Annotated in this window: 22 protein-coding genes; 11 read left to right on the top strand and 11 right to left on the bottom strand. The window is 71.2% G+C overall.

From position 1 onward, the window contains the following. Window positions 1–91 precede the first annotated feature (91 nt). On the top strand, window positions 92–709 hold the full coding sequence (locus ACF1A5_RS30115) for a TetR/AcrR family transcriptional regulator (protein WP_392196034.1): 618 nt from the start codon (window positions 92–94) through the stop codon (window positions 707–709). Window positions 710–949: 240 nt separating this feature from the next. Here the strand turns inward: ACF1A5_RS30115 and ACF1A5_RS30110 are convergent, their stop codons facing one another. Continuing rightward, window positions 950–2,368: a cation:dicarboxylate symporter family transporter gene (locus ACF1A5_RS30110; protein WP_392196046.1), complete on the bottom strand. Its 1,419-nt coding sequence runs from the start codon at window positions 2,366–2,368 to the stop codon at window positions 950–952. A 121-nt stretch (window positions 2,369–2,489) separates the two neighbouring features. Between ACF1A5_RS30110 and ACF1A5_RS30105 the strand changes: the two genes are divergently transcribed. Both ACF1A5_RS30105 and ACF1A5_RS30100 read left to right on the top strand, forming a co-directional pair. Beyond that, window positions 2,490–4,148: an ATP-binding protein gene (locus tag ACF1A5_RS30105; protein ID WP_392196033.1), complete on the top strand. Its 1,659-nt coding sequence runs from the start codon at window positions 2,490–2,492 to the stop codon at window positions 4,146–4,148. Beyond that, window positions 4,145–4,843: a response regulator gene (locus ACF1A5_RS30100; RefSeq protein WP_392196032.1), complete on the top strand. Its 699-nt coding sequence runs from the start codon at window positions 4,145–4,147 to the stop codon at window positions 4,841–4,843. The genes ACF1A5_RS30105 and ACF1A5_RS30100 overlap by 4 nt, the downstream gene beginning before the upstream one ends. Before the next feature lie 120 nt (window positions 4,844–4,963). Here ACF1A5_RS30100 and ACF1A5_RS30095 read toward each other — a convergent pair whose 3' ends face one another. Continuing rightward, complete coding sequence (locus ACF1A5_RS30095; protein ID WP_392196031.1) at window positions 4,964–5,989, bottom strand: ATP-dependent 6-phosphofructokinase; 1,026 nt, start codon at window positions 5,987–5,989, stop codon at window positions 4,964–4,966. A gap of 226 nt (window positions 5,990–6,215) precedes the next feature. Between ACF1A5_RS30095 and pta the strand changes: the two genes are divergently transcribed. The 3 genes from pta (at window position 6,216) to pyk (ending at window position 11,069) form a co-directional block, all read left to right on the top strand. Further along, the gene (pta, locus tag ACF1A5_RS30090) at window positions 6,216–8,291 is read left to right on the top strand and encodes a phosphate acetyltransferase (RefSeq protein WP_392196030.1); all 2,076 of its coding nucleotides are present in this window, start codon (window positions 6,216–6,218) and stop codon (window positions 8,289–8,291) included. A 26-nt stretch (window positions 8,292–8,317) separates the two neighbouring features. Continuing rightward, entirely contained in the window at window positions 8,318–9,541 is a 1,224-nt protein-coding gene (locus ACF1A5_RS30085) for an acetate kinase (RefSeq protein ID WP_392196029.1), read from the top strand. Between the two features lie 97 nt (window positions 9,542–9,638). Beyond that, entirely contained in the window at window positions 9,639–11,069 is a 1,431-nt protein-coding gene (gene pyk, locus ACF1A5_RS30080) for a pyruvate kinase (RefSeq protein WP_392196028.1), read from the top strand. 182 nt (window positions 11,070–11,251) lie between these two features. Here pyk and ACF1A5_RS30075 read toward each other — a convergent pair whose 3' ends face one another. The 4 genes from ACF1A5_RS30075 to ACF1A5_RS30060 all read right to left on the bottom strand — a co-directional run bounded on the left by ACF1A5_RS30075 (window position 11,252) and on the right by ACF1A5_RS30060 (window position 15,496). Further along, the gene (locus ACF1A5_RS30075) at window positions 11,252–12,604 is read right to left on the bottom strand and encodes a hypothetical protein (RefSeq protein ID WP_392196027.1); all 1,353 of its coding nucleotides are present in this window, start codon (window positions 12,602–12,604) and stop codon (window positions 11,252–11,254) included. Further along, the gene (locus tag ACF1A5_RS30070) at window positions 12,594–13,115 is read right to left on the bottom strand and encodes a DUF6114 domain-containing protein (RefSeq protein WP_392196026.1); all 522 of its coding nucleotides are present in this window, start codon (window positions 13,113–13,115) and stop codon (window positions 12,594–12,596) included. The genes ACF1A5_RS30075 and ACF1A5_RS30070 overlap by 11 nt, the downstream gene beginning before the upstream one ends. A 132-nt stretch (window positions 13,116–13,247) precedes the next feature. Beyond that, a complete protein-coding gene (locus ACF1A5_RS30065; RefSeq protein WP_392196025.1) occupies window positions 13,248–13,877 on the bottom strand; it encodes a DUF6230 family protein in 630 nt (209 codons plus the stop codon). Between the two features lie 644 nt (window positions 13,878–14,521). Next, window positions 14,522–15,496, bottom strand: coding sequence for a tetratricopeptide repeat protein (locus ACF1A5_RS30060; protein WP_392196024.1), 975 nt, complete (start codon window positions 15,494–15,496; stop codon window positions 14,522–14,524). A 247-nt stretch (window positions 15,497–15,743) separates the two neighbouring features. Here ACF1A5_RS30060 and ACF1A5_RS30055 point away from each other — a divergent pair, with 247 nt between their 5' ends. Next, window positions 15,744–16,361, top strand: a complete 618-nt coding sequence (locus ACF1A5_RS30055; protein ID WP_392196023.1) for a TetR/AcrR family transcriptional regulator — start codon at window positions 15,744–15,746, stop codon at window positions 16,359–16,361. Between the two features lie 591 nt (window positions 16,362–16,952). Here the strand turns inward: ACF1A5_RS30055 and ACF1A5_RS30050 are convergent. The 5 genes from ACF1A5_RS30050 to ACF1A5_RS30030 form a co-directional block, all read right to left on the bottom strand. Beyond that, a complete protein-coding gene (locus ACF1A5_RS30050) occupies window positions 16,953–18,653 on the bottom strand; it encodes a methylmalonyl-CoA mutase (RefSeq protein ID WP_392196022.1) in 1,701 nt (566 codons plus the stop codon). A gap of 86 nt (window positions 18,654–18,739) precedes the next feature. After that, window positions 18,740–19,078: a DUF3817 domain-containing protein gene (locus tag ACF1A5_RS30045; RefSeq protein ID WP_392196021.1), complete on the bottom strand. Its 339-nt coding sequence runs from the start codon at window positions 19,076–19,078 to the stop codon at window positions 18,740–18,742. Window positions 19,079–19,121: 43 nt separating this feature from the next. Further along, a complete protein-coding gene (locus ACF1A5_RS30040) occupies window positions 19,122–19,631 on the bottom strand; it encodes a MarR family winged helix-turn-helix transcriptional regulator (protein WP_392196020.1) in 510 nt (169 codons plus the stop codon). A 93-nt stretch (window positions 19,632–19,724) separates the two neighbouring features. Further along, window positions 19,725–20,030: an MTH1187 family thiamine-binding protein gene (locus ACF1A5_RS30035; protein WP_392196019.1), complete on the bottom strand. Its 306-nt coding sequence runs from the start codon at window positions 20,028–20,030 to the stop codon at window positions 19,725–19,727. After that, window positions 20,027–20,371, bottom strand: a complete 345-nt coding sequence (locus ACF1A5_RS30030; protein WP_392196018.1) for a DUF3817 domain-containing protein — start codon at window positions 20,369–20,371, stop codon at window positions 20,027–20,029. The genes ACF1A5_RS30035 and ACF1A5_RS30030 overlap by 4 nt, the downstream gene beginning before the upstream one ends. Window positions 20,372–20,573: 202 nt before the next feature. Here ACF1A5_RS30030 and ACF1A5_RS30025 point away from each other — a divergent pair, with 202 nt between their 5' ends. The 4 genes from ACF1A5_RS30025 (at window position 20,574) to ACF1A5_RS30010 (ending at window position 23,223) form a co-directional block, all read left to right on the top strand. Then, complete coding sequence (locus tag ACF1A5_RS30025) at window positions 20,574–21,206, top strand: AIM24 family protein (protein WP_392196045.1); 633 nt, start codon at window positions 20,574–20,576, stop codon at window positions 21,204–21,206. A gap of 1 nt (window position 21,207) precedes the next feature. After that, window positions 21,208–21,858, top strand: a complete 651-nt coding sequence (locus ACF1A5_RS30020; RefSeq protein ID WP_392196017.1) for an AIM24 family protein — start codon at window positions 21,208–21,210, stop codon at window positions 21,856–21,858. Further along, window positions 21,855–22,652, top strand: coding sequence for an AIM24 family protein (locus ACF1A5_RS30015; RefSeq protein WP_392196016.1), 798 nt, complete (start codon window positions 21,855–21,857; stop codon window positions 22,650–22,652). The genes ACF1A5_RS30020 and ACF1A5_RS30015 overlap by 4 nt, the downstream gene beginning before the upstream one ends. A gap of 94 nt (window positions 22,653–22,746) precedes the next feature. Next, the gene (locus tag ACF1A5_RS30010; protein WP_392196015.1) at window positions 22,747–23,223 is read left to right on the top strand and encodes a MarR family winged helix-turn-helix transcriptional regulator; all 477 of its coding nucleotides are present in this window, start codon (window positions 22,747–22,749) and stop codon (window positions 23,221–23,223) included. The last annotated feature ends 126 nt before the right edge of the window (window positions 23,224–23,349 follow it).

Genomic DNA, 23,349 nt, shown 5'->3' with positions numbered 1-23,349 from the left:
TGCAATGTACGGCTCCTGCACAGTGTTGTGCAAATAGAGGAGGTGAAGCCCTGGCGGAGGAACCGGGGAGACCGGCCGCGGGGCGTGCAGAATGGCAGCCATGTCCACGGGTAACACCAGTCGCGCCGACGCGAACCGGCGCCGCATCCTCGATGTCGCCCTCGCCGAGCTGCTGCGGGACCCCGACGCGTCCATGGACCAGATCGCGCGCGCGGCGGGCGTCGTACGGCGGACGGTGTACGGGCACTTCACCAGTCGCGAGGCGCTGATCAGCACTCTCGTCGACGGTGCGGTGCAGGCGCTGGCGGACGCCCATGCGGCGGCCCGGGAGGGCGTCGCGGATCCGGCGGAGGCGGTGGCGCGCTCGGTGCTGGCGGTCTGGGAGATCGCCGACCGCTACCGGCTGCTCATCGCGCTCGCCCAGCGCACGGTCACCATGCAGGGCATCCGCGAGCGCCTCGCCCCGGTCCGGGAGAGCGCCGTGGAACTGCTCCAGCGGGGTCTCGACCGGGGCGTCTTCGTCTCCCCGCTGCCCGCGCCGGCCCTGGCGTACGTGCACGAGCAGATGCTGTTCGCGGTGATGGAGGCGGTGAACGACGGCCTGCTCACGGCGCAGGAGGCGGGCCGCTCCGCCGCGGTCACCGTCCTGGCCGCGGCGGGCGTGCCCGCATCCCTGGCCACCGCGCTGGTGGCGAGGACGATGGGCTGAGACCGGCGGCCGACCCGAGCGACGGACCGCTCCGGCTCCGGCTCCGGCTCCGGCTACGGCTACGGCTACGGCTACGGCGGGGGACGACCGGCGGGACGGCGGGGACGCGGACGGCGGGGACGGCCGGACGCCGAGAGCCCGGCCCCGGATCAGGCGGGGCCGGGCTCTCGGCGGGGGCCGGGGCGGCCGCATCCGCCGGCCGGCCCGCGGCCGGGGCGGACGCCCCGGCCGTTCCAGGGGTTACGCCTTGGCCAGCTCCTTCTCGCCGTCCTCGCGCTGCCCGGGCAGCTCGCCGGGGTCGCCCTCGGCGTCGTCCAGCAGCGTCTTCTCGTCGAAGGGCAGCTCACCGGCGAGCACCCGGCGGACCCGGTCGCTGTCGATCTCCTTGGTCCAGGTGCCGATCAGGACCGTGGCGACGGCGTTGCCCGCGAAGTTCGTCAGGGCGCGGGCCTCGCTCATGAAGCGGTCGATGCCGACGATCAGGCCGACGCCGTCGACCAGGGCGGGCTTGTGCGACTGCAGCCCGCCGGCCAGGGTGGCCAGGCCGGCGCCGCTGACGCCCGCCGCGCCCTTGGAGGCGAGCAGCAGGAACAGCAGCAGCGGGATCTGCTCGCCGACCGACATCGGGGTGCCCAGGGCGTCGGCGATGTAGAGGGACGCCATGGTCATGTAGATCATGGTGCCGTCGAGGTTGAACGAGTAGCCGGTCGGGACGGTGATGCCGACCACCGGCTTGCTGACGCCCAGGTGCTCCATCTTCGCGATCAGCCGCGGCAGCGCCGACTCGGAGGAGGAGGTGGAAAGGATCAGCAGGAACTCGCGGGCCAGGTACTTGAAGAGCGAGAAAACGTTCAGCCCGGAGATCACGCGCAGCAGCGCGCCGAGCACGACGAAGACGAACAGGAAGCAGGTGACGTAGAAGCCGAGCATCAGCACGGCGAGGCTCTTCAGCGCGTCCACGCCGGCCGAGCCGACGACCGCGGCGATCGCGCCGAAGGCGCCGATCGGGGCGGCCCACATCACCATGGCGAGGATGCGGAAGACGAGCCGCTGGATGTGCTCGACGCCCCGCAGCACCGGCTGCCCGGCCGCACCCATCGCCTGCAGCGCGAACCCGGCGAGCAGCGCGACGAGAAGGGTCTGCAGGACCTGGCCCTCGGTGAAGGCGGAGACGAACGTGACCGGGATGATCGACAGCACGAAGTCCACGGGCGGCAGCGCGTCCGCCGAGACCTGGGCGTGACCGGTCTCCTTGAGGGCGTTGGTCAGGTGCAGCCCGTCGCCCGGGTGCAGGACGTTGCCGACCACCAGGCCGATGGTCAGCGCGACCAGCGACATCACCAGGAAGTAGCCGAGCGCGATACCGCCGACGGCACCGACCTTGGTCGCCTTGCGCACCGAGCCGATGCCCAGCACGATCGTGCAGAAGATGATCGGCGAGATCATCATCTTGATCAGGTTGACGAAGCCGGTGCCCAGCGGCTTCAGCTCCACCGCGAAGTCCGGGGCGATCAGGCCCACGCCGATGCCGATCACCACGGCGACGATCACGGCGATGTACAGATAATGGGTGCGGTCCCGCCTCACGGCGGGTGCGGCAGGTGCCGTATCGGGGGTGCTGGCGGCCACGGCTGCCCTCCTTGACGTCTTCGTCGGCATCACCGGCGTGCGGCTCACGTCCGGGGGATTAAGGGAACCCGGTGACTATCTCCCGCCCTGTGAGGGCGGTCACCCTTCCGTTCATTTAGTTCACGCCACGACTCGGAGGCACACTGACCGCATGCGCCTCCCCGTCCCCCCGAGACCTCGCAGCCTGGCGGGCCAGCTCTTCGCCATGCAGGCCGTGCTGCTCGCGCTCGTCGTGGCCGGATATGCACTGTTCACCTACGTCAGCGACCGCGGTCAGGCCGAGGAGGCGGCCCGGCGGCAGGCCACGGCGGTGGCCCGCTCGATCGCCGACGCCCCGTCGGTGCGGGCGGCGATCGGCACCTCCGACCCCACCGCGCTGCTCCAGCCGTACGCGCTGAAGGTCCAGCACGACACCGGGGTCGACTTCGTCACGATCATGAATCCGCAGGGCATCCGCTGGACCCACCCGCAGCGGTCCCAGATCGGCAAGCGCTTCCTCGGCACCATCTCCCGGGCCCGGCGCGGCGAGACGTTCACCGAGACCTACACCGGCACCCTCGGCCCGTCCGTCCGCGCGGTCACGCCCGTCACGGCGGACGGCCGCGTCGTCGGGCTGGTCAGCGCCGGCATCAAGGTCACGGCGATCAGCCAGCGTGTCCAGGTCACGGCGCTGCTCGGGGTCGCGGCCGGGGTCCTCGCGCTCGGCGCGATCGGCACGTACGTCATCAACGCCCGGCTGCGCCGGCACACCCACGGCATGAACGCGGCGGAGCTCAGCCGGATGCACGACTACCATCAGGCCGCGCTGCACGCGGTGCGCGAGGGGCTGCTGATGCTGGACGCGCAGTACCGGGTGGCGCTCATCAACGACGGCGGGCGGGAACTGCTGGGCGTGCCGAGGGAGAAGGACGTGGTGGGGACGTCGGTGGCGGACCTCGGCCTCCCGGTGCCCCTGACCGGCGCCCTGCTGGCCTCCGAGCAGCGGGTGGACGAGGTGCATCTGACGGCGTCGCGAGTCCTGGTGGTGAACACCTCCCCGGTGTCCGGCGGAGAGCGCCGGGGCACCGTGGTGACCCTGCGCGATGTCACCGAACTCCAGTCGCTGATGGGTGAGTTGGACTCCGAGCGGGGCTTCGTGCAGGCGCTGCGGTCACAGGCGCACGAGGCGGCGAACCGCTTGCACACGGTGGTCTCGCTGATCGAACTGGGCCGGGCGGAGGAGGCGGCGGACTTCGCGACGGCGGAGCTGGAGCTGGCCCAGGCGCTGACCGACCAGGTGGTCGCGGCGGTGAACGAGCCGGTGCTGGCCGCACTGCTGCTCGGCAAGACGGCGCAGGCCAACGAGCGGGGCGTGGAGCTGGTGGTGTCGCCGGACAGCGGCCTGGACGACGGGCTGCTGCCCGAGGCGCTTCCGGCCCGGGACCTGGTGACGATCCTCGGCAACCTGGTCGACAACGCGGTCGACGCGGCGCGGGGCGGAGTACCGGCGCGGGTGACGGTGACCGCGCGTACCGAGGGCGCGGAACTGCTGCTGCGCGTGACGGACACCGGTGCGGGGGTCGATCCCGCCCACGCCGACCTGGTGTTCCAGCGCGGGTTCTCCACCAAGCCGGCCGGCCCCGGCGGCCGGGGTCTCGGACTGGCGCTCGTCCGGCAGGCGGTGCACCGCCACGGCGGGACGCTGAGCGTGGCGGAGGCCGAGGAGGGCGGGGCGGTGTTCGAGGTACGGCTGCCGCTGGCGGAAGGGGCCCGGGGCCGGGTGCCGGTGCTGGCCGGGGACGGCGACGGAGTGCCCGGAGGCGAGGCATGACCCGGCCAGAGCCCATCCGCGTCCTCGTCGTGGAGGACGACCCGGTCGCGGCGGACGCGCACGTGATGTACGTGGGCCGGGTGCCCGGGTTCGTCGCCGTGGGCACGGCGCACACCGGCGCGCAGGCGCGGCGGATGCTCGACCGCACGCCGGTGGACCTGCTGCTGCTCGACCTGCACCTGCCGGACGGGCACGGCCTGCAGCTGGCCCGCTCGCTGCGGGCCGCCGGGCACCAGGCGGACGTCATAGCGGTGACCTCGGCGCGGGACCTGGCGGTGGTCCGGGAGGGGGTGTCGCTGGGGGTGGTCCAGTACGTGCTCAAGCCGTTCACCTTCGCGACGCTGCGGGACCGGCTGGTGCGGTACGCCGAGTTCCACGCGGCGGCCGGGGAGGCCAGCGGGCAGGACGAGGTGGACCGGGCCCTGGCGACCCTGCGCGCACCGGGACCCGCCGCGCTGCCCAAGGGACTGAGCGCGCCGACCCTGGAGCGGGTGACGGCGGCGCTGCGGGAGGCGCCGGAGGGGCTCACGGCCGCGGCCCTGGCCGAGGCCGTCGGCATCTCCCGCATCACGGCCCGGCGGTACCTGGAGCACCTGGTGGAGGCGGGCCGGGCCGGCCGGAGCCCCCTGTACGGGCAGGTGGGCCGGCCCGAACTGGTCTACCGCTGGCTCCGGGACGCGGGCCGGACGAGGTAGGCGAGAACGGGCGTACGACGGCTCGGCGGGGCGGCCGAGGGGTGACGGCCCCGAGGGCCCGCTCTCGTGCCTCCCGCGGCGGCCCGCCCTCGTCGAGCGGGCCCGGGGCGGCACCGGTGCCTAGAAGACCGACTCCGCCTCGTCCATCCGGTCCTTCGGCACCGTCTTGAGCTCGGTCACCGCCTCCGCCAGCGGCACCATCACGATGTCGTTGCCGCGCAGCGCGGTCATCCGGCCGAAGTCGCCACGGTGCGCGCCCTCCACGGCGTGCCAGCCGAAGCGGGTGGCGAGCACCCGGTCGAACGCGGTCGGCGTGCCGCCGCGCTGGACGTGGCCCAGGATGACCGGCTTGGCCTCCTTGCCGAGCCGTCGCTCCAGCTCGTACGCCAGCGCGGTGCCGATGCCCCGGAAGCGCTCGTGGCCGTACTGGTCGATGTCGCCGTGGCCGTAGTCCATGGTGCCGTCGGCGGGGTGGGCGCCCTCGGCGACGCAGATGACGGCGAACTTCTTGCCGCGGGCGAAACGCTCCTCGACCATCTCGACCAGGTCGGCCGGGTCGAAGGGCCGCTCGGGCAGGCAGATGCCGTGCGCGCCGGCCGCCATGCCGGACTCCAGGGCGATCCAGCCCGCGTGCCGGCCCATGACCTCGACGACCATCACGCGCTGGTGGGACTCGGCCGTCGTCTTCAGCCGGTCCATCGCCTCGGTGGCCACGCCCACGGCGGTGTCGAAGCCGAAGGTGCGGTCCGTGGAGGAGATGTCGTTGTCGATCGTCTTCGGCACGCCGACCACGGGCAGGCCCGCGTCCGACAGCATCCGCGCCGCCGTCAGGGTGCCCTCGCCGCCGATCGGGATGAGCGCGTCGATGCCGAAGTCCCGGATCATGTCGGAGGCGTTCTCGCAGGCCTCGCGCAGCCGGTCGCGTTCCAGGCGGGAGGAGCCGAGAATGGTGCCGCCGCGGGCGAGGATGCCGCTCACCGCGTTGAGGTCCAGGCTCCGGTAGCGCCCGTCCAGCAGGCCCGCGTAACCGTCCTCGAAGCCGATGACGTCGTCGCCGTACGTCGTGACCGCTCGGTGCACGACCGACCGGATCACCGCGTTCAGCCCCGGACAGTCGCCGCCTGCCGTGAGAACTCCGATACGCATCGTGCTGTGTCTCCTGCTCGCTGTGGACACCGGTGAGCCAGTCCGATTGTTTCACGTCCCCCAGATGGACGCCGCTCCCGCTCCCGCTGCCCCCGGTCCGCCCCTCTCGCACACCGCCACTGGCGGGCGCCTTATCCATCGCCAGGGGTATTGTCAAGGTTCCGCTCATCCCAGTGGGCGATGGTTGACCGGCCCAGAGACGTCCCCGACGAAACGGAGAGCACGCGTGACCCGCAGCGTGTACGTGACCGGCATCGACCGCGGCGACGGCCGCCAGGTCGTCGAGCTGGGGGTCATGGAACTCCTGACCCGGCAGGTCGACCGGGTGGGGGTCTTCCGCCCGCTCGTGCACGACGGTCCGGACCGCCTCTTCGAACTGCTGCGCGCCCGCTACCGGCTGTCCCAGGACCCGGCGACCGTCTACGGCATGGACTACCAGGAGGCCTCCGCCCTCCAGGCCGAGCAGGGCACGGACGAGCTGGTGTCGGCGCTCGTCGACCGCTTCCACCTGGTCGCCCGCGACTTCGACGTGGTCCTCGTCCTCGGCACCGACTACGCCGACACCCAGCTCCCCGACGAGCTGTCCCTCAACGCCCGGCTGGCCAACGAGTTCGGCGCCTCGGTGCTCCCGGTGGTGGGCGGCCGCGGGCAGAACGCCGAGTCGGTGCTCGCCGAGACCCGCAACGCCTACCGCGCCTACGACGGCCTGGGCTGCGACGTCCTCGCCATGATCACCAACCGGGTGGCCCGCGAGGACCGCGACAAGATCGCCGATCGGCTCGCCGGCCGGCTGCCGGTGCCCTGCTTCGTGGTGCCGGACGAGCCCGCGCTGTCCGCGCCGACGGTCGCGCAGATCACCCAGGCGCTCGGCGGCAGGGTCCTGCTCGGCGACGACTCGGGACTGTCGCGGGACGCCCTCGGCTTCGTCTTCGGCGGCGCCATGCTGCCGAAACTGCTGCACGCGCTGACCCCTGGCTGTCTGGTGGTCACCCCGGGCGACCGGGCCGACCTCGTCGTCGGCTCGCTCGCCGCGCACAGCGCCGGCACCCCGCCGATAGCCGGCGTGCTGCTGACCCTCGACGAGGTGCCCGGCGAGGAGATCCTCACCCTCGCCGCCCGCCTCGCCCCGGGCACCCCGGTCGTCTCGGTGTCCGGCAACAGCTTCCCCACCGCCGAGCGGCTGGCCGGCCTGGAGGGCAAGCTGAGCGCGGCCACCCCGCGCAAGGCGGAGACCGCGCTCGGCCTGTTCGAGCGGTACATCGACACCGCCGACCTCAACCGGCGCGTCTCGGCGCCGAGCAGCGACCGGGTCACACCGATGATGTTCGAGCACAAGCTGCTCGAACAGGCGCGTGCCGACAGGCGGCGGGTGGTGCTGCCGGAGGGCACCGAGGAGCGGGTGCTGCACGCGGCCGAGGTGCTGCTGCGCCGGGGCGTGTGCGACCTGACCCTGCTGGGGCCGGTGGACCAGATCCGCAAGAGGGCCGCCGACCTCGGCATCGACCTCGGCGACTCGCAGCTGATCGACCCGGCCGTCTCCGAGCTGCGCGACGCCTTCGCCGAGCGGTACGCCAAGCTGCGTGCCCACCGGGGCGTCACGGTGGAGCTGGCCTACGACGTCGTCTCGGACGTGAACTACTTCGGCACCCTCATGGTCCAGGAGGGCCTCGCCGACGGCATGGTGTCGGGGTCCGTGCACTCCACGGCGGCGACGATCCGGCCCGCGTTCGAGATCATCAAGACCACGCCGGAGTCGTCCATCGTCTCCTCCGTCTTCTTCATGTGCCTCGCCGACAGGGTGCTCGTCTACGGCGACTGCGCGGTCAACCCCGACCCGGACGCCGAGCAGCTCGCCGACATCGCCGTGCAGTCGGCGGGCACGGCCGCGCGGTTCGGGGTGGAACCGCGGATCGCGATGCTGTCGTACTCCACCGGAACCTCGGGCTCGGGTGCCGACGTCGACAAGGTGCGGGAGGCGACCGAGCTGGTGCGGCTGCGCCGGCCGGACCTGAAGATCGAGGGACCGATCCAGTACGACGCCGCCGTCGAGCCCTCGGTCGCGGCCACCAAGCTGCCGGGCTCCGAGGTGGCCGGGCAGGCGACCGTGCTGATCTTCCCCGACCTGAACACCGGCAACAACACCTACAAGGCCGTGCAGCGCTCGGCCGGGGCGATCGCGGTCGGCCCGGTCCTGCAGGGTCTGCGCAAGCCCGTCAACGACCTGTCCCGGGGCGCCCTCGTGCAGGACATCGTCAACACCGTCGCCATCACGGCGATCCAGGCCCGGACGCCCGCCACCTGACGTCGTAGAAAGAGCTGTTGAACACCGTGACTGCACCCCGCGCGGCGACCCGTGTCCTCGTCCTCAACTCCGGTTCCTCGTCGCTGAAGTACCAACTGCTGGACATGCGCGACACCGGCCGCCGGCTGGCCGTCGGCCTGGTCGAGCGCATCGGCGAGCAGACCTCCCGGCTCAAGCACACCTGTGTCGCCGCGGGCGACACCCGGGAGCTGAACGGACCGATCGCCGACCACGACGCCGCCCTCAAGGCGGTCGCCGAGGAGCTCACCCGGGACGGCATCGGCCTGGACTCGCCGGAGCTGGCCGCTATCGGGCACCGCGTGGTGCACGGCGGCATGTTCTTCACCGAGCCGACGGTCGTCGACGACGCCGTGCTCACCGAGATCGAGCGGCTGATCCCGGTCGCGCCGCTGCACAACCCGGCCAACCTCACCGGCCTGCGCACCGCCATGGCGCTGCGCCCGGACCTGCCGCAGGTCGCCGTCTTCGACACCGCGTTCCACACCACGATGCCGGAGTCCGCGGCGCGCTACGCGATCGACGTGAAGATCGCGGACCGGCACCGGGTGCGGCGCTACGGTTTCCACGGCACCTCGCACGCATACGTATCCCGGGCCGCCGCACGGCTGCTGGGCAAGGACCCGGAGGAGGTCAACGTCATCGTGCTGCACCTGGGCAACGGGGCCTCGGCCTCGGCGGTCCGGGGCGGCCGGTGCGTGGACACCTCCATGGGGCTGACGCCTTTGGAGGGGCTCGTGATGGGTACGCGGTCCGGTGACCTTGATCCGGCCGTCATCTTCCATTTGCAGCGGGTCGGCGGAATGTCCATGGACGAGATCGACACTCTCCTCAACAAGAGGAGCGGTTTGTTCGGTCTGTGCGGCGACAACGACATGCGGGAGATTCAGCGCCGTATCGACGAGGGCGACGCAGAGGCGCGGCTCGCCCTCGACATCTACATCCACCGGCTGAAGAAGTACATCGGCGCCTACTACGCGGTACTCGGCCGGGTGGACGCCGTGGTGTTCACCGCGGGAGTCGGCGAGAACGCGGCGGCGGTGCGGGCGGCGGCCGTATCGGGCCTGGAGGCGCTGGGCCTGGCGGTCGACCCGGAGCGCAACGCCGTACGGGACGACCGGGCCCGGCCGATCTCGCCGGACGGTGCGCGGGTCATGGTCGCCGTGGTTCCGACGGACGAGGAAATGGAGATCGCCAACCAGACCTACGCACTGGTCGGAAAGGACGACTGAGGGAATTCGACGGCACTCGCCTGAGCGGGAACCCGCCCATTTGTATCTTCCGCCAGACGGAATATTCCGCAGCGAAACAAACCGATAGGATCGCCCCATGCGCCGTTCGAAAATCGTCTGTACTCTCGGCCCCGCGGTCGACTCCCACGAGAAGCTCGTCGCCCTGATCGAGGCCGGCATGAACGTGGCCCGCTTCAATTTCAGCCACGGCACGCACGCCGAGCACCAGGGGCGGTACGACCGTGTCCGTGCCGCGTCCAAGGAGACCGGCCGGGCCATCGGTGTCCTCGCCGACCTGCAGGGCCCCAAGATCCGCCTGGAGACCTTCGCCGAGGGCCCGGTCGAACTCGAGCGGGGCGACGAGTTCACCATCACCACCGAGGACGTCCCTGGCGACAAGCAGATCTGCGGCACGACGTACAAGGGGCTGCCGGGCGACGTGTCGCGCGGCGACCAGATCCTGATCAACGACGGCAACGTCGAGCTGAAGGTCGTCGATGTCGAGGGCCCGCGGGTCAGGACGGCCGTCGTCGAGGGCGGTGTGGTCTCCGACCACAAGGGCATCAACCTGCCCGGCGCCGCGGTGAACGTCCCGGCGCTGTCCGAGAAGGACATCGACGACCTGCGCTTCGCGCTGCGCATGGGCTGCGACCTGGTCGCCCTGTCCTTCGTCCGCGACGCCAAGGACGTGGCCGACGTCCACCGCGTGATGGACGAGGAGGGCCGTCGCGTCCCGGTCATCGCCAAGGTGGAGAAGCCGCAGGCGGTGGAGAACATGACGGACGTCGTGATGGCGTTCGACGGCGTGATGGTGGCCCGCGGCGACCTGGCGGTGGAGTACCCGCTCGAGAAGGTCCCCATGGTGCAGAAACGCCTGATCGAGCTGTGCCGGCGCAATGCCAAGCCGGTGATCGTGGCGACCCAGATGATGGAGTCGATGATCACCAACTCCCGCCCGACCCGCGCCGAGGCCTCCGACGTGGCCAACGCGATCCTGGACGGCGCCGACGCGGTCATGCTGTCGGCCGAGTCGAGCGTGGGCGCCTACCCGGTCGAGACCGTGAAGACGATGTCGAAGATCGTCCAGGCGGCCGAGGAGGAGCTGCTGTCCAAGGGTCTGCAGCCGCTGGTGCCCGGCAAGAAGCCGCGCACGCAGGGCGGCGCGGTCGCCCGTGCCGCCGCCGAGATCGCCGACTTCCTCGGCGCCAAGGGCCTGGTGGCCTTCACCCAGTCCGGCGACACCGCCCGCCGGCTCTCGCGCTACCGCGCGGCCCAGCCGATCCTGGCGTTCACCACGGACGAGTCCACCCGCAACCAGCTGACGCTGAGCTGGGGCGTGGAGCCGCACGTCGTGCCGTTCGTCGCCAGCACCGACGAGATGGTCGAGCTCGTCGACCAGGAGCTCGTCAAGCTGAACCGCTTCAACTCCGGCGACACGGTCATCATCACCGCCGGCTCGCCCCCCGGCGTCCCCGGCACCACCAACATGGTCCGCGTGCACCACCTGGGCGGCGGCGACCGCGACTAGGCCGTTTCCTTGGGATCATAGGGCCTTTCTTTCGGATCAGGCCGGCTCCGGGCGACGGTGCGTGCCAGACGCCGCGACCCCGGCAAGATCCGAAATCGGGAGCCGTACGACACGAGGGCGCCCCCTGCGTCGCAGGGGGCGCCCTCGTGTCGTACGGCTCCCGAACGGGTCCGTGGCCTTGCTCAGTCGGTCGTGTACAGGTGCATCCCGGGCACGTGCAGGTTGCCGCCGAACTGCGCCGCCTGGACCACCTTCACCTTGGTGAAGTAGATCAGCGGGATGTTCAGCGGCGGCGGGTTGTCCGGGTCGAACGTCACCGGGATCAGCCCCAGCAGGTTGCCGGAGATGCTCTCGGTGTACATGACCGTGTCGCCGCCGGTGATCGTGGACTTCGAGCCCTTGGCCGCCTGCACGTGGTAGGTCTTGCCGGACTGCTTGTCCTTCACCGTCTGGTGCAGGTCCCCGATGTCCGTGCCGTCGGAGATGACGTACTTCAGCACCTTCTTGACGGTGCCGTTGGCCGTGCGCACCTCGACGACGCCCTTGTAGTCGGCGCCCTTGAGCGTCAGCGAGCTGGCGTCCAGGTACCAAGGGTCGTCCGCCAGAGGCACCTTGTTGTCGACCCCGCCCTGCGCGTCGGTGGCGGCAGGGCAGTTGGACGGGTCCGTGGTCGAGCTCGCGGACGGGTCGGCCGCGGCGGTGGCCGTGCCGGCAGCGTCCTTGACCGTCCCGGTCACGTCCTGGGCCGCCTTGGACGCCGTGTCGGTGGTGTCCTTGACGGTGTCCTTGACCGTCCCCGTGACCTGGTCGGTCGTGTTCTTGACGGTGTCGGTCAGGCTCGTGCCGGAGGTGCTGCCCTTGGTCGCGCTCGCGCTCGCCGAGGGCGAGGCGGACGCGGACGGCGTGGCCGTCGGCGTGCCGGACCCGGAGTCCGTCGAGGAGCCGCCGGTGAAGATGTTCCCGATGGTGTCGCCGATGCCGCCCAGCAGGCCGCCGTCGCCGCTCGTGGAGGCGGACGGGCTCGGCGAGGCGGTGTCGCCGCCGGAGCCGGAGGAACCCGAGCCGCTGTCCGACGTGGTGGCGGACGGCTGGGGCGTGGCCTTCTCGTCGGAACCTGAATCCGACGAGGAGGACGAACCCGTGGAGCTCCCGGACGAGCTGGACGTCGCCGACGGGGCCGGCTTGGCCGAACCGTCGCCGTCGGTGGAGCCGGTGGAGCTCGCCGAGGCGGACGGCGAGGGCGAGGCCGTGGCCTTGTCCTTGGAGTCCAGCGCGGCGACGCAGTCCTTGTACTCGTCCGCGGTCAGGCTGTTGGCGGACGACGGGGACGTGCTGTTGTTGTCGGCGACGGCCAGGGTCGACGTGAACCCCATGCCCATGAGGACCGCCGTCGGCATGGCCGCCATGGCTATCGCCTTGCCGGCCGGCATGTGGAACCTGGTGAACAGCGGCTTCCTGGGGGCCGCGTGGCGCGGCCCGGTTCTCGCACGGGACTCGTCCACATCAGTCCCGTGGGTCACCTCGTCAGCCGGCACTGTGCCTCCCGTTCGCCCCGTTGGCCGGGCTCGTTCCAGACAGATCGTTCGGCTCGCTCGCCCCGTTCGCCGCGGCGGCGGGTACACCCTTGCCGACCCCCTCGGCCGGCTGCGCCGCACCCGGCGCCCACGCCACGGCCATCGCCCCGCCGATGAGCGTGAGCAGGAAGCCGACGACGAAGCCGCCGAAGTTGGAGACGGGCAGGGACACCAGGCCCAGCAGGATCGCCGCGATGCCCGCGAAGACCCGTACGTGCTTCTGGAACCAGAGGCTGATGCCCAGGACGATGAGCAGCACACCGATGATCAGGGATCCCGCTCCCGCGGTGGTGGCCATCGTCAGTGTCAGATGGCCGACCTGGAGGTGGGCGTACGGGAAGTACATGATCGGCAAGCCGCCGAGCAAGACGAACAGACCGGCCCAGAACGGTCGGGTGCCCCGCCAGGCGCGGAACTGCAGCCTCCGGCGGCTGAACTGGCCGGCGGGTACGGCAGGAGTCTCGGCGCTCATGGAAAACAGCTCCCTGGTGCGGCGTTGCTGTGGTGAGGGGTTACTGCGGTGGTGTGGGGGGTGTGTGAAGAAGCGGATGAAAGGGGGAACGGGCGGGGGCGCCCTTCGGCTCCCCCGCCCGTCACCGAGCGCCTAGTAGCACTCGTGCGTACCCGTCTTCAGCGACATCTTCAGACCGCTGAGCTTGAAGGTACCGGCAGTGGTCGCCCACGCCGTCTGCTTCACGTCGGTCAGGGTGGCCGAGTCGGCCTGCTGGGCGAACCCGTAGGGGTTCGCCGTGTCGCCGCGCTTGATGCCGGGACCCTTGCTGGCGTCCTTGGCGGCCACACCGATGTCGATGTTGTTGAACGTCGCGTCGGCGTTGAGGTCGGCGACGTCGATGTAGAGGTTGTCCGCCTCGACCGGCTTGCTCTCGCCCGCCTTCAGGACCAGGCTCACCGAGCCGATCAGCGGAATGTCCGGCGTGACGACGGACTGGCACATGTTGTTGATCGTGGCGTCCTTGAACGCCGAGACCGCAACCGGGTGCGCCGTCTTCTTGCCGTCGAGGGTGTACCCCGAGTCGATCGCGCCGTACTGCTCGAACCCGTGGCCGACCAGCTTGTCCGCCGTCACCTTGAACGACTGACCCGACACGCTGAACGACGCGGCGAGGGCACCCTGCGCCAGGGCCACGCCTATCGCTGCCGTGGCGGCGACGCTGGGCACCATGACCACAGCGAACCGCTTCCATCTGGTCCCGCCACGCACCTGGGACTCCATATTTCCTCCTTCTCGGACGTACATCTCCTGGCCTGGCTCGCCCCAGGGCGGCGGCTCAGCCGGGCAGGGATGGGAGAAGTGCTACGTCCTCGGGAAGGAGAGCGCCTGCGCTCGGTGGCGCGAAAAGCGCCCGAACCGCCGGCGATCACCCCCGAGCGACAACCACTGGTCGCGCCTGACACGCATCACGCACAACCCTGCTGGACAGGCTTCGCCAGTGGCGAAGACCCCCCTGTCCTAGGGCCGGCGCCACTGCCGCCGGCCCTGCTCGGTGGGGACCCAGAGAATCCCGTGACCCAGCCGGATGCCGGGTACGGGAATGGACCGAGCGTGAGCGATCGTGGTGCATTCCGGCCGCCCGCACAAGGGGGTTCGTTACTGGCTAGTAACGGCCGGATAACCGAGAAACGACTCGCCGGTCTCGAACGGCGACGCTCGGTGTCATCGTGGGTCAGAACAAAACTATTGATCATTGGACAGAAGCAGACAGAACAACAGCTCTGACTTACTCGCAGTAACAGCGGCCGCGATTGCCAAGTTTTGGCAAAGCACGGCCGCTGTGGCGCCTCGTCGGCAAATCTTTCACACCGGCATCACAGGCATCGGCGTTTAGTGACTGGTCAGCAGACGGCTCTCGATCGGGCTCAGAACAGCGCCCGGGCGAGCGCCCGGCGCGCCCCCGTCACCCTCGGGTCGTCGGCCCCGACGAGTTCGAAGAGCTCCAGCAGCCGCATGCGGACCGTGTCCCGGTCGTCACCCGTGGTGCGCCGCACGGTGTCGATGAGCCGGCCGAACGCGTCCTCCACGTGCCCGCCCACCAGATCCAGGTCGGCGGCGGCGATCTGCGCCGCGACGTCGCCCGGCTTCTCGGCGGCGTCCTTGCGCACCCGCTGCGGGTCCAGGCCCTGCACCCGCTGGAGCAACTCGGCCTGCGCCAGGCCGAGTTTGGCCTCCGGGTGGGCCGGGTCCTCGGCGAGGACGTTCTTGTACGCCCGGACCGCGCCGCCCAGGTCGCCCGCGTCCAGGGCCAGCGCGGCGGCCTCGAGCGCCGCGTCGTACGGCCCGACCGGGACCTCGGCGGCGACCGGGCGGCCGCCCGGCTCCGCCTCCGGGTCGACGGTCAGGCCCGTCAGGCCGAAGCGCTGCTCGGCGACCTGCACCAGCTGGTCCAGGGTCTGCCGGATCTGCGCCTCGCCGGCGGCCCCCTGGAACAGGGGCAGGGCCTGGCCCGCGACCACCGCGAAGACGGCCGGGATCCCCTGGACCCCGAACTGCTGCATCAGCAGCTGGTTGGCGTCGACATCGATCTTGGCGAGGAGGAAGCGCCCGTCGTACTCGACGGCCAGTCGCTCCAGGACCGGGCTCAGCTGCTTGCAGGGCTGACACCACTCGGCCCAGAAGTCGATGACGACGGGCACCTCGGCGGAGCGCTGCAGGACATCGCGTTCGAAGGTGGCCTCGTCGACGTCGATGACCAGGTCGGCCGGGGAGATCGCCCCCGGCCCGCCCTCACGGGCCGCTTGGGCGCGCGCCTGCTCCGCCTTCGCCTTGGCCTCCTGGGCCGCCTTCACTGCGGCGAGGTCGACGACTCCGCTCATGGACATGTTCCGTGGCTGCATGCGTCTATCCTCCCCCGTTCCGCGCGCCCATGTGAAAACCGCTGTGAAAGCCGCCCCGTACGGGGTGGTTGGGCGCCGGGTCCCCACCGGGCGCCGCAGGGTGATGCTGTGTGGTCGTCGCTCGCACGGATGCGTTCCCGTGCTTTCGATACGACCCGTAGCGTAATGGCACGGGGTGCCTCGGGGAAACCACCCCCCGGTGATCTCCCTCACGACGACACCTGAACCGGCGGTTTATGGTCATGCCATGCAGAGCCGCACTCCCGCCGCCCGCGCCGGGCGCCCGCGCAGCGCCGCCGCCGACGCCGCGATCCTGGCCGCGACGCGGGAGGCCCTGGTCGAGCTGGGCTGGTCCAAGCTCACCCTGGGGGACGTGGCTCTGCGGGCCGGGGTGGCGAAGACGACGCTGTACCGCCGCTGGGCGGGCAAGAACGAACTCGTCGTGGACGCGGTCGCCGAGCTGTTCGACGAACTGACCCTGCCCGACCGGGGCAGTCTCGCCGCCGACATCGAGGGCGTGGTGCTGCAGTTCTCGGCGATCCTGGCCCGCCCGGAGGCCAAGAGCGGCCTGATGGCGGTGGTCGCCGAGTCGACCCGCGACGACGCGCTGCGCGAGCGCATCCGCGGCTCGATCGTGGAGCGTCAGAAGCGGCTGGTGCTGGAGGGCCGGGCCCGGGCCCAGGCCCGCGGGGAACTGCCCCCGGAGCCGGACCCGGAGGAGGCGGCCCGCATGGTCGATCTCATCTACGACGTGGTGGCGGGCGCGGTGGTGCACCGCACCCTGGTGAGCGCGGAGGCGGCGGACGAGGTGTGGGTGCGCGACTTCACCCGGGTGCTGCTCCTGGGCCTCACCTCACCCCCCTGAGAGCGGACCGGATCCCCGCCCCGGCAGCCCGCCGGGTCGCCCACCAGGCCACCCGCCGCGGCCCCTTCCCGGCAGCCCGCCGAGCCACCCACCAGGCCGTGCGCCGCGAGGTCTTGCCGCTCGCCCGCCGAGCCGTCCACCAGGCCACCCGCCGCGGCCCCTTCCCGGCGGCCTGCCGCGTCGCCCACCAAGCCACCCGCCGCGGCCCCTTCCCGGCAGCCCGCCGAGCACCCCACCAAGCCACCCGCCGCGACGTCCTGCCGGTCGCCCGCCGAGCCGTCCACCAGGCCACCCGCCGCGGCCCCTTCCCGGCGGCCTGCCGCGTCGCCCACCAAGCCACCCGCCGCGGCGTTTTACCGGTCGCCCGCCGAGCCGTCCACCACGCCACCCGTCGCGACGTCCTCCCGGCCGCCCGCCGAGCACCCCACGCGGCCACCCGCCGCGACTTCCCGGCCGCCCGCCGAGCCACCCCACGCGGTGCCCAGCCGAAGGCCGACCGGGCCGCCCGGCGGGGCAGCAGCCGTCCGGGCGCCCGGCGGACCCCCCGGCGGAGGGTCCGGCCGGGCGTGTGCCGGGTCGTGCGGCGCGGCATCAGAAGCCCGCCGGCTCCGTGTACACCCCCCACTCGTCGCGCAGCACCTGGCAGATCTCGCCCAGGGTCGCCTCCGCGCGTACCGCGTCCAGCATCGGCTCGATCATGTTGGAGCCGTCGCGGGCGGCGCCGAGCATGGCCTCCAGCGCGGCGCGCACCGCGGTCTCGTCCCGGTGTCCCTTGCGCTCGCCGAGGACCCGGACCTGCTCGCGCTCCACCTCGTGGCTCACGCGCAGGATCTCCAGGTCGCCGGTGACGGACCCGGTGGCGACGTTGACGCCGACGACCCGCTTGTCGCCCTTCTCCAGCGCTCGCTGGTAGCGGAACGCCGACTCGGCGATCTCGCCCGTGAACCACCCGTCCTCGATGCCGCGCAGGATGCCGGAGGTGATCGGACCGATGGGGTGCTGTCCGTCGGGGTGGGCCCGCAGACCGCGCTCCTTGATCTGCTCGAAGATCTTCTCCGCGTCCGCCTCGATGCGGTCCGTCAGCTGCTCGACGTACCAGGAACCGCCCAGCGGGTCGGCCACGTTGCCGACGCCGGTCTCCTCCATGAGCACCTGCTGGGTGCGCAGCGCGATCTCGGCCGCCTGCTCGCTCGGCAGCGCGAGCGTCTCGTCGAGGGCGTTGGTGTGCAGCGAGTTGGTCCCGCCGAGCACCGCGGCCAGCGCCTCCACGGCGGTGCGCACCACGTTGTTGTACGGCTGCTGGGCGGTCAGCGAGACGCCGGCCGTCTGGGTGTGGAAGCGCAGCCACTGCGCCTTCTCGGTCTTCGCGCCGTACACGTCCCGCATCCAGCGCGCCCAGATGCGGCGCGCCGCGCGAAACTTGGCGATCTCCTCGAAGAAGTCGACGTGCGCGTCGAAGAAGAAGGACAGGCCGGGGGCGAAGACGTCGACGTCCAGGCCGCGGGAGAGGCCCAGCTCGACGTAGCCGAAGCCGTCCGCGAGCGTGTAGGCCAGCTCCTGCGCGGCCGTCGACCCGGCCTCGCGGATGTGGTAGCCGGAGACCGACAGCGGCTTGTACGCGGGGATGCGGGCCGCGCAGTGCTCCATCAGGTCGCCGATCAGCCGCAGATGGGGCTCGGGCTGGAAGAGCCACTCCTTCTGGGCGATGTACTCCTTGAAGATGTCGGTCTGCAGCGTGCCGTTGAGTACGGAGACATCCACTCCCTGGCGCTCGGCGGCGACCAGGTACATGCAGAAGACGGGGACGGCCGGCCCGCTGATCGTCATCGACGTGGTGACGTCACCGAGCGGGATGTCCTTGAACAGCACCTCCATGTCGGCCGCCGTGTCGATGGCGACCCCGCAGTGGCCGACCTCGCCGAGCGAGCGCGGGTCGTCGGAGTCGCGGCCCATCAGCGTCGGCATGTCGAAGGCGACCGAGAGGCCGCCGCCGCCCGCCGCGAGGATCATCTTGTAGCGCTCGTTGGTCTGCTCGGCGTTGCCGAACCCGGCGAACTGCCGGATGGTCCAGGTGCGCCCCCGGTAGCCGGTCGGATACAGCCCGCGGGTGAAGGGGTACTCTCCGGGCCAGCCGATCCGCTCGAACCCGTCGTAGGTGTCCCCGGGCCGTGGGCCGTAGACCGGCTCCACGGGGTCGCCGGAGAGCGTGGTGAAGTCAGCGTCGCGCTTGCGTGCGGCGTCGTACCGGGCCTGCCAGCGTCGGCGGCCCTCCTCGATGGCGTCAGCGTCCATACCCCCGAATTTACTTGGACGTCCTAGTAAATGTCGACGGCTGACCGCCGCACGTGTTCCGTACGGCGGTGAAGGCGCCGGGAGGACTAAGCCTTGACGGCGGCCGGGGCGGGGTCCTGGACCCGGACCTCCAGCTCGCGGCTGACCTTGCGCTCCACGAAGAACGCCGCGGTCGGGACGGTCCCCGCCACCAGCACCCAGAGCTGCTTGCCGACCGGCCACTTGGCCTTGGCGCCCAGGTCGAAGGCGAAGACCAGGTAGAGGACGTACAGCCAGCCGTGCGCGATGGCGACGACGCGGGTGACGTCCGCGGCACCGTCGACGCCCAGCCCGTACTTGGCGATCATGCTCAGGCACAGGAGCACCAGCAGGACGCCGGTGACGTAGGCCATGACGCGGTAGCGGGTCAGCACGCTCTTCTTCATGCCGTCGAGCGTAACCGTCCGTTCCGGGAGATCTTGCCCGGGGTCACTCCCCGTCGAAGTCGTGCGCGGCGACCCTGAGCGGCCGCAGCATGGCGAAGATCTCGGCGCACTCCTCGGCGTCGTACGCGCCGAGCCCGAAGTCCATCGCCATCAGGTCGCGGGTGGCCGCGTCCACGACCTCCCGCCCCTTCCCGGTGATGACGGCGAGGGTGCCGCGCCCGTCGTTGGGGTTGGGCCGCTTGTCCACCAGACCGGACCTGACCAGCCGGTCCACGGTGTTCGTCACGGACGTGGGGTGGACCATGAGCCGCTCGCCGATCTTGGACATCGGCAGTTCGCCGGCCTTGGAGAAAGTGAGCAGCACCAGGGCCTCGTACCGCGCGAACGTCAGTCCGTACGGCTTGACCACCGCGTCGACCTCGGCCAGCAGGATCTGGTGCGCCCGCATGATCGAGGTGATGGCGGCCATGGACGGCACGTTTCCCCAGCGCTGCTTCCAGAGCTCGTCGGCGCGGGCGATGGGGTCGAAGGGGAGACTGAGGGGCTTCGGCACGTCATCAGACCCTACCGGTCGGTCATATCGTGGTCAGCCCTGTCTCGCCCACCGGGACCCCGGCCCCAGCCGCGACCGGGGCGGCGGGACCGGCTACCGGTCCTGGCCGGCGGCCAGGTGGCGCTCCACCGTCTCCACCTTCGAGGTGAGCCCGTCGGTCACCGAGGGGCGGATGTCCGCCTTCAGGACCAGGGACACGCGCGGGGCGCGCGCCTCGACCGCGGCGACGGCGCGCCTGACCACGTCCATCACCTCGTCCCACTCGCCCTCCACCGAGGTGAACATCGCGTCGGTGCGGTTCGGGAGGCCGGACTCGCGGACCACCCGGACGGCGTCGGCGACGTACTCCCCCACGTCCTCGCCGACGCCCAGCGGCGTCACGGAGAAGGCGACGATCATGCGTTCACGACCCCCTCGCGCCGGGCGCGGGAGGCGATCACCGCGTCCTCGGCCTCGCGCCGGAGCCTGCGCTCGGCGAAGAAGCCGCCGGTGGGCAGCACGGAGAGGACGAAGTAGAGCGCGGCGGTCCGCAGCGGCCACTTGGCGCGGTTCCAGGCATCCGCCCAGAAGAGCACGTACAGCACGAACAGGAGGCCGTGGACTGCGCCCATCACGGGTACCGCGTTGAAGTCCGTGGTCCGCTTCAGGACGGAGCAGACCAGCAGGAGCAGGAAGGAGACGGCCTCGGGGGCCGAGACCAGGCGCAGGCGGCGCAGGGCGGTGGCGGTCTTGATGTCCACGGATCACCTTCGGTGGGAGAGACGCATCGGGCGCGGGTCGTTTGTGAACGCGAGCACAAACGTCCGTCCATTGTGGCAAACCCGCGGGCGGCGGACGGGGAGGGGGCCGCGGCGCCACCGACCCCGAGAGGGACTCGGGGTCCGTCTCCACCCGTGGGACCTGTCGGCGGGCCGTGGCGCCCGCTACCTTCGCAGCGTGGTGATGTTCCGACTTCAAGGAAGCAAGGTCCTCGCCGTCGACATGACCGGGGATGCCGTGAAGGCGAAGAACGGCTCGATGGTCGCGTACGACGGGCAGATGGCCTTCAAGAAGCTGTCCGGCGGCGGTGAGGGCCTGCGGGGCATGGTGACCCGGCGGCTGACCGGTGAGCAGATGACCGTGATGGAGGTGCGCGGGCAGGGGACCTGCTGGTTCGCCGACCGCGCGTCCGAGATCAACCTGGTCGCCCTGCGGGGCGACAAGCTCCACGTCGAGTCCAGCAACCTGCTCGCGACGGAGGCGGGCCTGCGGACGGGCACGACGTTCACCGGGCTGCGCGGGGCTTCCCAGGGCAACGGGCTGTTCACGACGACCGTCGAGGGCCACGGCCAGGCGGCGATCACATCGGACGGGCCGGCCGTGGTGCTGCGGGTCGGTCCGCAGTACCCGCTGATCGTGGACCCCGGCGCGTACATCGCCCATCAGGGGAACGTCCGGCAGTCCTTCCAGTCCGGTGTGACGTTCCGCACGCTGCTCGGCGAGGGCGGCGGCGAGGCCTTCCAGATCCGGTTCGAGGGGGACGGCCTGGTGTACGTGCAGCCGAGCGAGCGGAACACGATCGCGGGGGATCTCTGAGATGGCCTTCCGCGAACTCAACTCCAAGATCGTCGAGGCGTCCGTCGTACCCGGTCAGCGGCTGTTCAGCCAGCGCGGCGCGATGCTCGCCCACCGGGGCGACGTCTCCTTCACCCCCAACGTCCAGGGCGGCCAGGGCGGCCTGATGTCCATGATCGGGCGCCGGGTCGCGGGCGAGGCCACCCCGCTGATGACGGTCGAGGGCAGCGGCACGGTCCTCTTCGGGCACGGCGGCCACCACGTCCACGTCATCCACCTCACCGGCGACACCCTGTACGTGGAGGCGGACCGCCTGCTCGCCTTCGAGGGCACGCTCCGGCAGGGGACCATGTTCATGGGCTCGCAGGGCGGGATCATGGGCATGGTGCGCGGACAGGTCACCGGCCAGGGACTGTTCACCACCACCCTCCAGGGGCAGGGCTCGGTGGCCGTCATGGCGCACGGCGGCGTCTTCGAGCTCCCGATCACCCCGCAGCGCCCGGTCCACGTCGACCCGCAGGCCTACGTCGCCCACCACGGCGACGTCCGCAACAAGCTGTCGACCGCGCTGGGCTGGCGCGACATGGTGGGCCGGGGCTCCGGCGAGGCGTTCCAGCTGGAGCTGAGCGGCAGCGGCACGGTGTACGTCCAGGCCTCGGAGGAGAAGCTGTGAGCGCATACGGGGGCGCCGGGCCCGTGGTGTACGACCCCACGACCCTGCCGGCCGACGACAACGTCAACCAGTACACCTTCTGTGTGGACCTCAAGGGGAGCCAGTGGTTCCTGCAGAAGGGGAAGATGATCGCCTACTACGGGGCGATCGAGTTCAACGGCATCGGGCACGGCCGGCTCGACCGACTTGTCCGTACCTCGTTCCATTCGCCTCTGCACGCGAGCGACTGGGTCGTGGCGGAGGGCTCGGGCCGGATGCTGCTCGCCGACCGGGCCTTCGACGTCAATTCCTACGATCTCGACGACGGCAACCTGACCATTCGCTCCGGCAATCTGCTCGCTTTTCAGCCAAGTCTCGCTCTCAAACAGTCGATCGTGCCGGGGTTTCTGACACTCATCGGAACCGGGAAGTTCGTGGCCGCATCTAACGGTCCGGTGGTGTTCATGGAACCCCCGATCCGGGTGGACCCGCAGGCGCTCGTCGGCTGGGCCGACTGCCCCTCGCCGTGCCACCACTACGACCACGGCTACCTGACGGGCGTAATGGGCGGCCTACGTGCGATGACGGGCCTCGGCGGGGCCTCCGGTGAGGAGCACCAGTTCGAGTTCGTGGGAGCCGGTACGGTCCTGCTCCAGTCGTCCGAGACCCTCATGGCCGAGCAGGCCACCGGGGTGGTCCCGGCCGGGCCCGGAGTACCGGGTGGTGCGGGGTCGCCCGGGGGTCACGGACCGCAAGCCGGCGCACCGCGCCTTCCCGGACAGCTGGGAGACCTCCAGCGTCGCTTCGGGCTGTGAGCGGTAGTCTGCGGAGTGTGACGGCTCGAACGCCTGCACACCGTCACAGCACCCTCACTAGTTCGCCTTTCAACTTTTTAGGTAGACTTCATTCATGGAGACCGAGACGGCCACCCCCTGGCTGACCAATGCGGAGCAGTGCGCCTGGCGCACCCACCTGGAGGTCAACAGGCTGTTGACGTACCAGCTCGAGAAGGACCTGCAGCCGTTCGGACTGACGATGAACGACTACGAGATCCTGGTGAACCTCTCCGAGTCGGAGGACGTACGGATGCGGATGAGCGACCTCGCGTCCGCCACCCTCCAGTCCAAGAGCCGCCTCTCGCACCAGATCACCCGCATGGAGAACGCGAACCTGGTGCGCCGTGAGAACTGCGAGTCGGACCGCCGGGGGCTCTACGCGGTGCTGACCGAACACGGCATGGAGACCATGCGGAAGGTGGCGCCGCACCACGTGGCGTCCGTGCGCAGGCACTTCATCGACCTGCTGGACCCCGAGGCGCTGGGCGAGCTGGACAAGGCCCTCAAGCCCATCGCCGAGCATCTGCGGGGGCAGCGGGGGCGCCCGTAGCACGGCGGGGCGCCGCCCCCGACGACGGCGGCGGGCGGGCCACCCACCAGGGGCCGCCCCCCCCCGCCGGGCTCGGCAACGGCCCCCCCCCCCGCCGCAGCACCCCCCCCCCCCACCCCCCCCCCC

Origin of the sequence: Streptomyces sp. NPDC014864, from assembly GCF_043081525.1 — a bacterium.
Lineage (GTDB): Bacteria > Actinomycetota > Actinomycetes > Streptomycetales > Streptomycetaceae > Streptomyces.
This window is presented reverse-complemented; position numbering and strand designations above follow the sequence as displayed.

Coding starts and splice junctions, on each gene's coding strand:
- ACF1A5_RS30115 (WP_392196034.1), top strand. CDS start 92: ATGGCAGCCATGTCCACGGGTAACACCAGTCGCGCCGACGCGAACCGG.
- ACF1A5_RS30110 (WP_392196046.1), bottom strand. CDS start 2,368: ATGCCGACGAAGACGTCAAGGAGGGCAGCCGTGGCCGCCAGCACCCCC.
- ACF1A5_RS30105 (WP_392196033.1), top strand. CDS start 2,490: ATGCGCCTCCCCGTCCCCCCGAGACCTCGCAGCCTGGCGGGCCAGCTC.
- ACF1A5_RS30100 (WP_392196032.1), top strand. CDS start 4,145: ATGACCCGGCCAGAGCCCATCCGCGTCCTCGTCGTGGAGGACGACCCG.
- ACF1A5_RS30095 (WP_392196031.1), bottom strand. CDS start 5,989: ATGCGTATCGGAGTTCTCACGGCAGGCGGCGACTGTCCGGGGCTGAAC.
- pyk (WP_392196028.1), top strand. CDS start 9,639: ATGCGCCGTTCGAAAATCGTCTGTACTCTCGGCCCCGCGGTCGACTCC.
- ACF1A5_RS30070 (WP_392196026.1), bottom strand. CDS start 13,115: ATGAGCGCCGAGACTCCTGCCGTACCCGCCGGCCAGTTCAGCCGCCGG.
- ACF1A5_RS30065 (WP_392196025.1), bottom strand. CDS start 13,877: ATGGAGTCCCAGGTGCGTGGCGGGACCAGATGGAAGCGGTTCGCTGTG.
- ACF1A5_RS30060 (WP_392196024.1), bottom strand. CDS start 15,496: ATGCAGCCACGGAACATGTCCATGAGCGGAGTCGTCGACCTCGCCGCA.
- ACF1A5_RS30055 (WP_392196023.1), top strand. CDS start 15,744: ATGCAGAGCCGCACTCCCGCCGCCCGCGCCGGGCGCCCGCGCAGCGCC.
- ACF1A5_RS30050 (WP_392196022.1), bottom strand. CDS start 18,653: ATGGACGCTGACGCCATCGAGGAGGGCCGCCGACGCTGGCAGGCCCGG.
- ACF1A5_RS30045 (WP_392196021.1), bottom strand. CDS start 19,078: ATGAAGAAGAGCGTGCTGACCCGCTACCGCGTCATGGCCTACGTCACC.
- ACF1A5_RS30035 (WP_392196019.1), bottom strand. CDS start 20,030: ATGATCGTCGCCTTCTCCGTGACGCCGCTGGGCGTCGGCGAGGACGTG.
- ACF1A5_RS30025 (WP_392196045.1), top strand. CDS start 20,574: ATGTTCCGACTTCAAGGAAGCAAGGTCCTCGCCGTCGACATGACCGGG.
- ACF1A5_RS30020 (WP_392196017.1), top strand. CDS start 21,208: ATGGCCTTCCGCGAACTCAACTCCAAGATCGTCGAGGCGTCCGTCGTA.
- ACF1A5_RS30010 (WP_392196015.1), top strand. CDS start 22,747: ATGGAGACCGAGACGGCCACCCCCTGGCTGACCAATGCGGAGCAGTGC.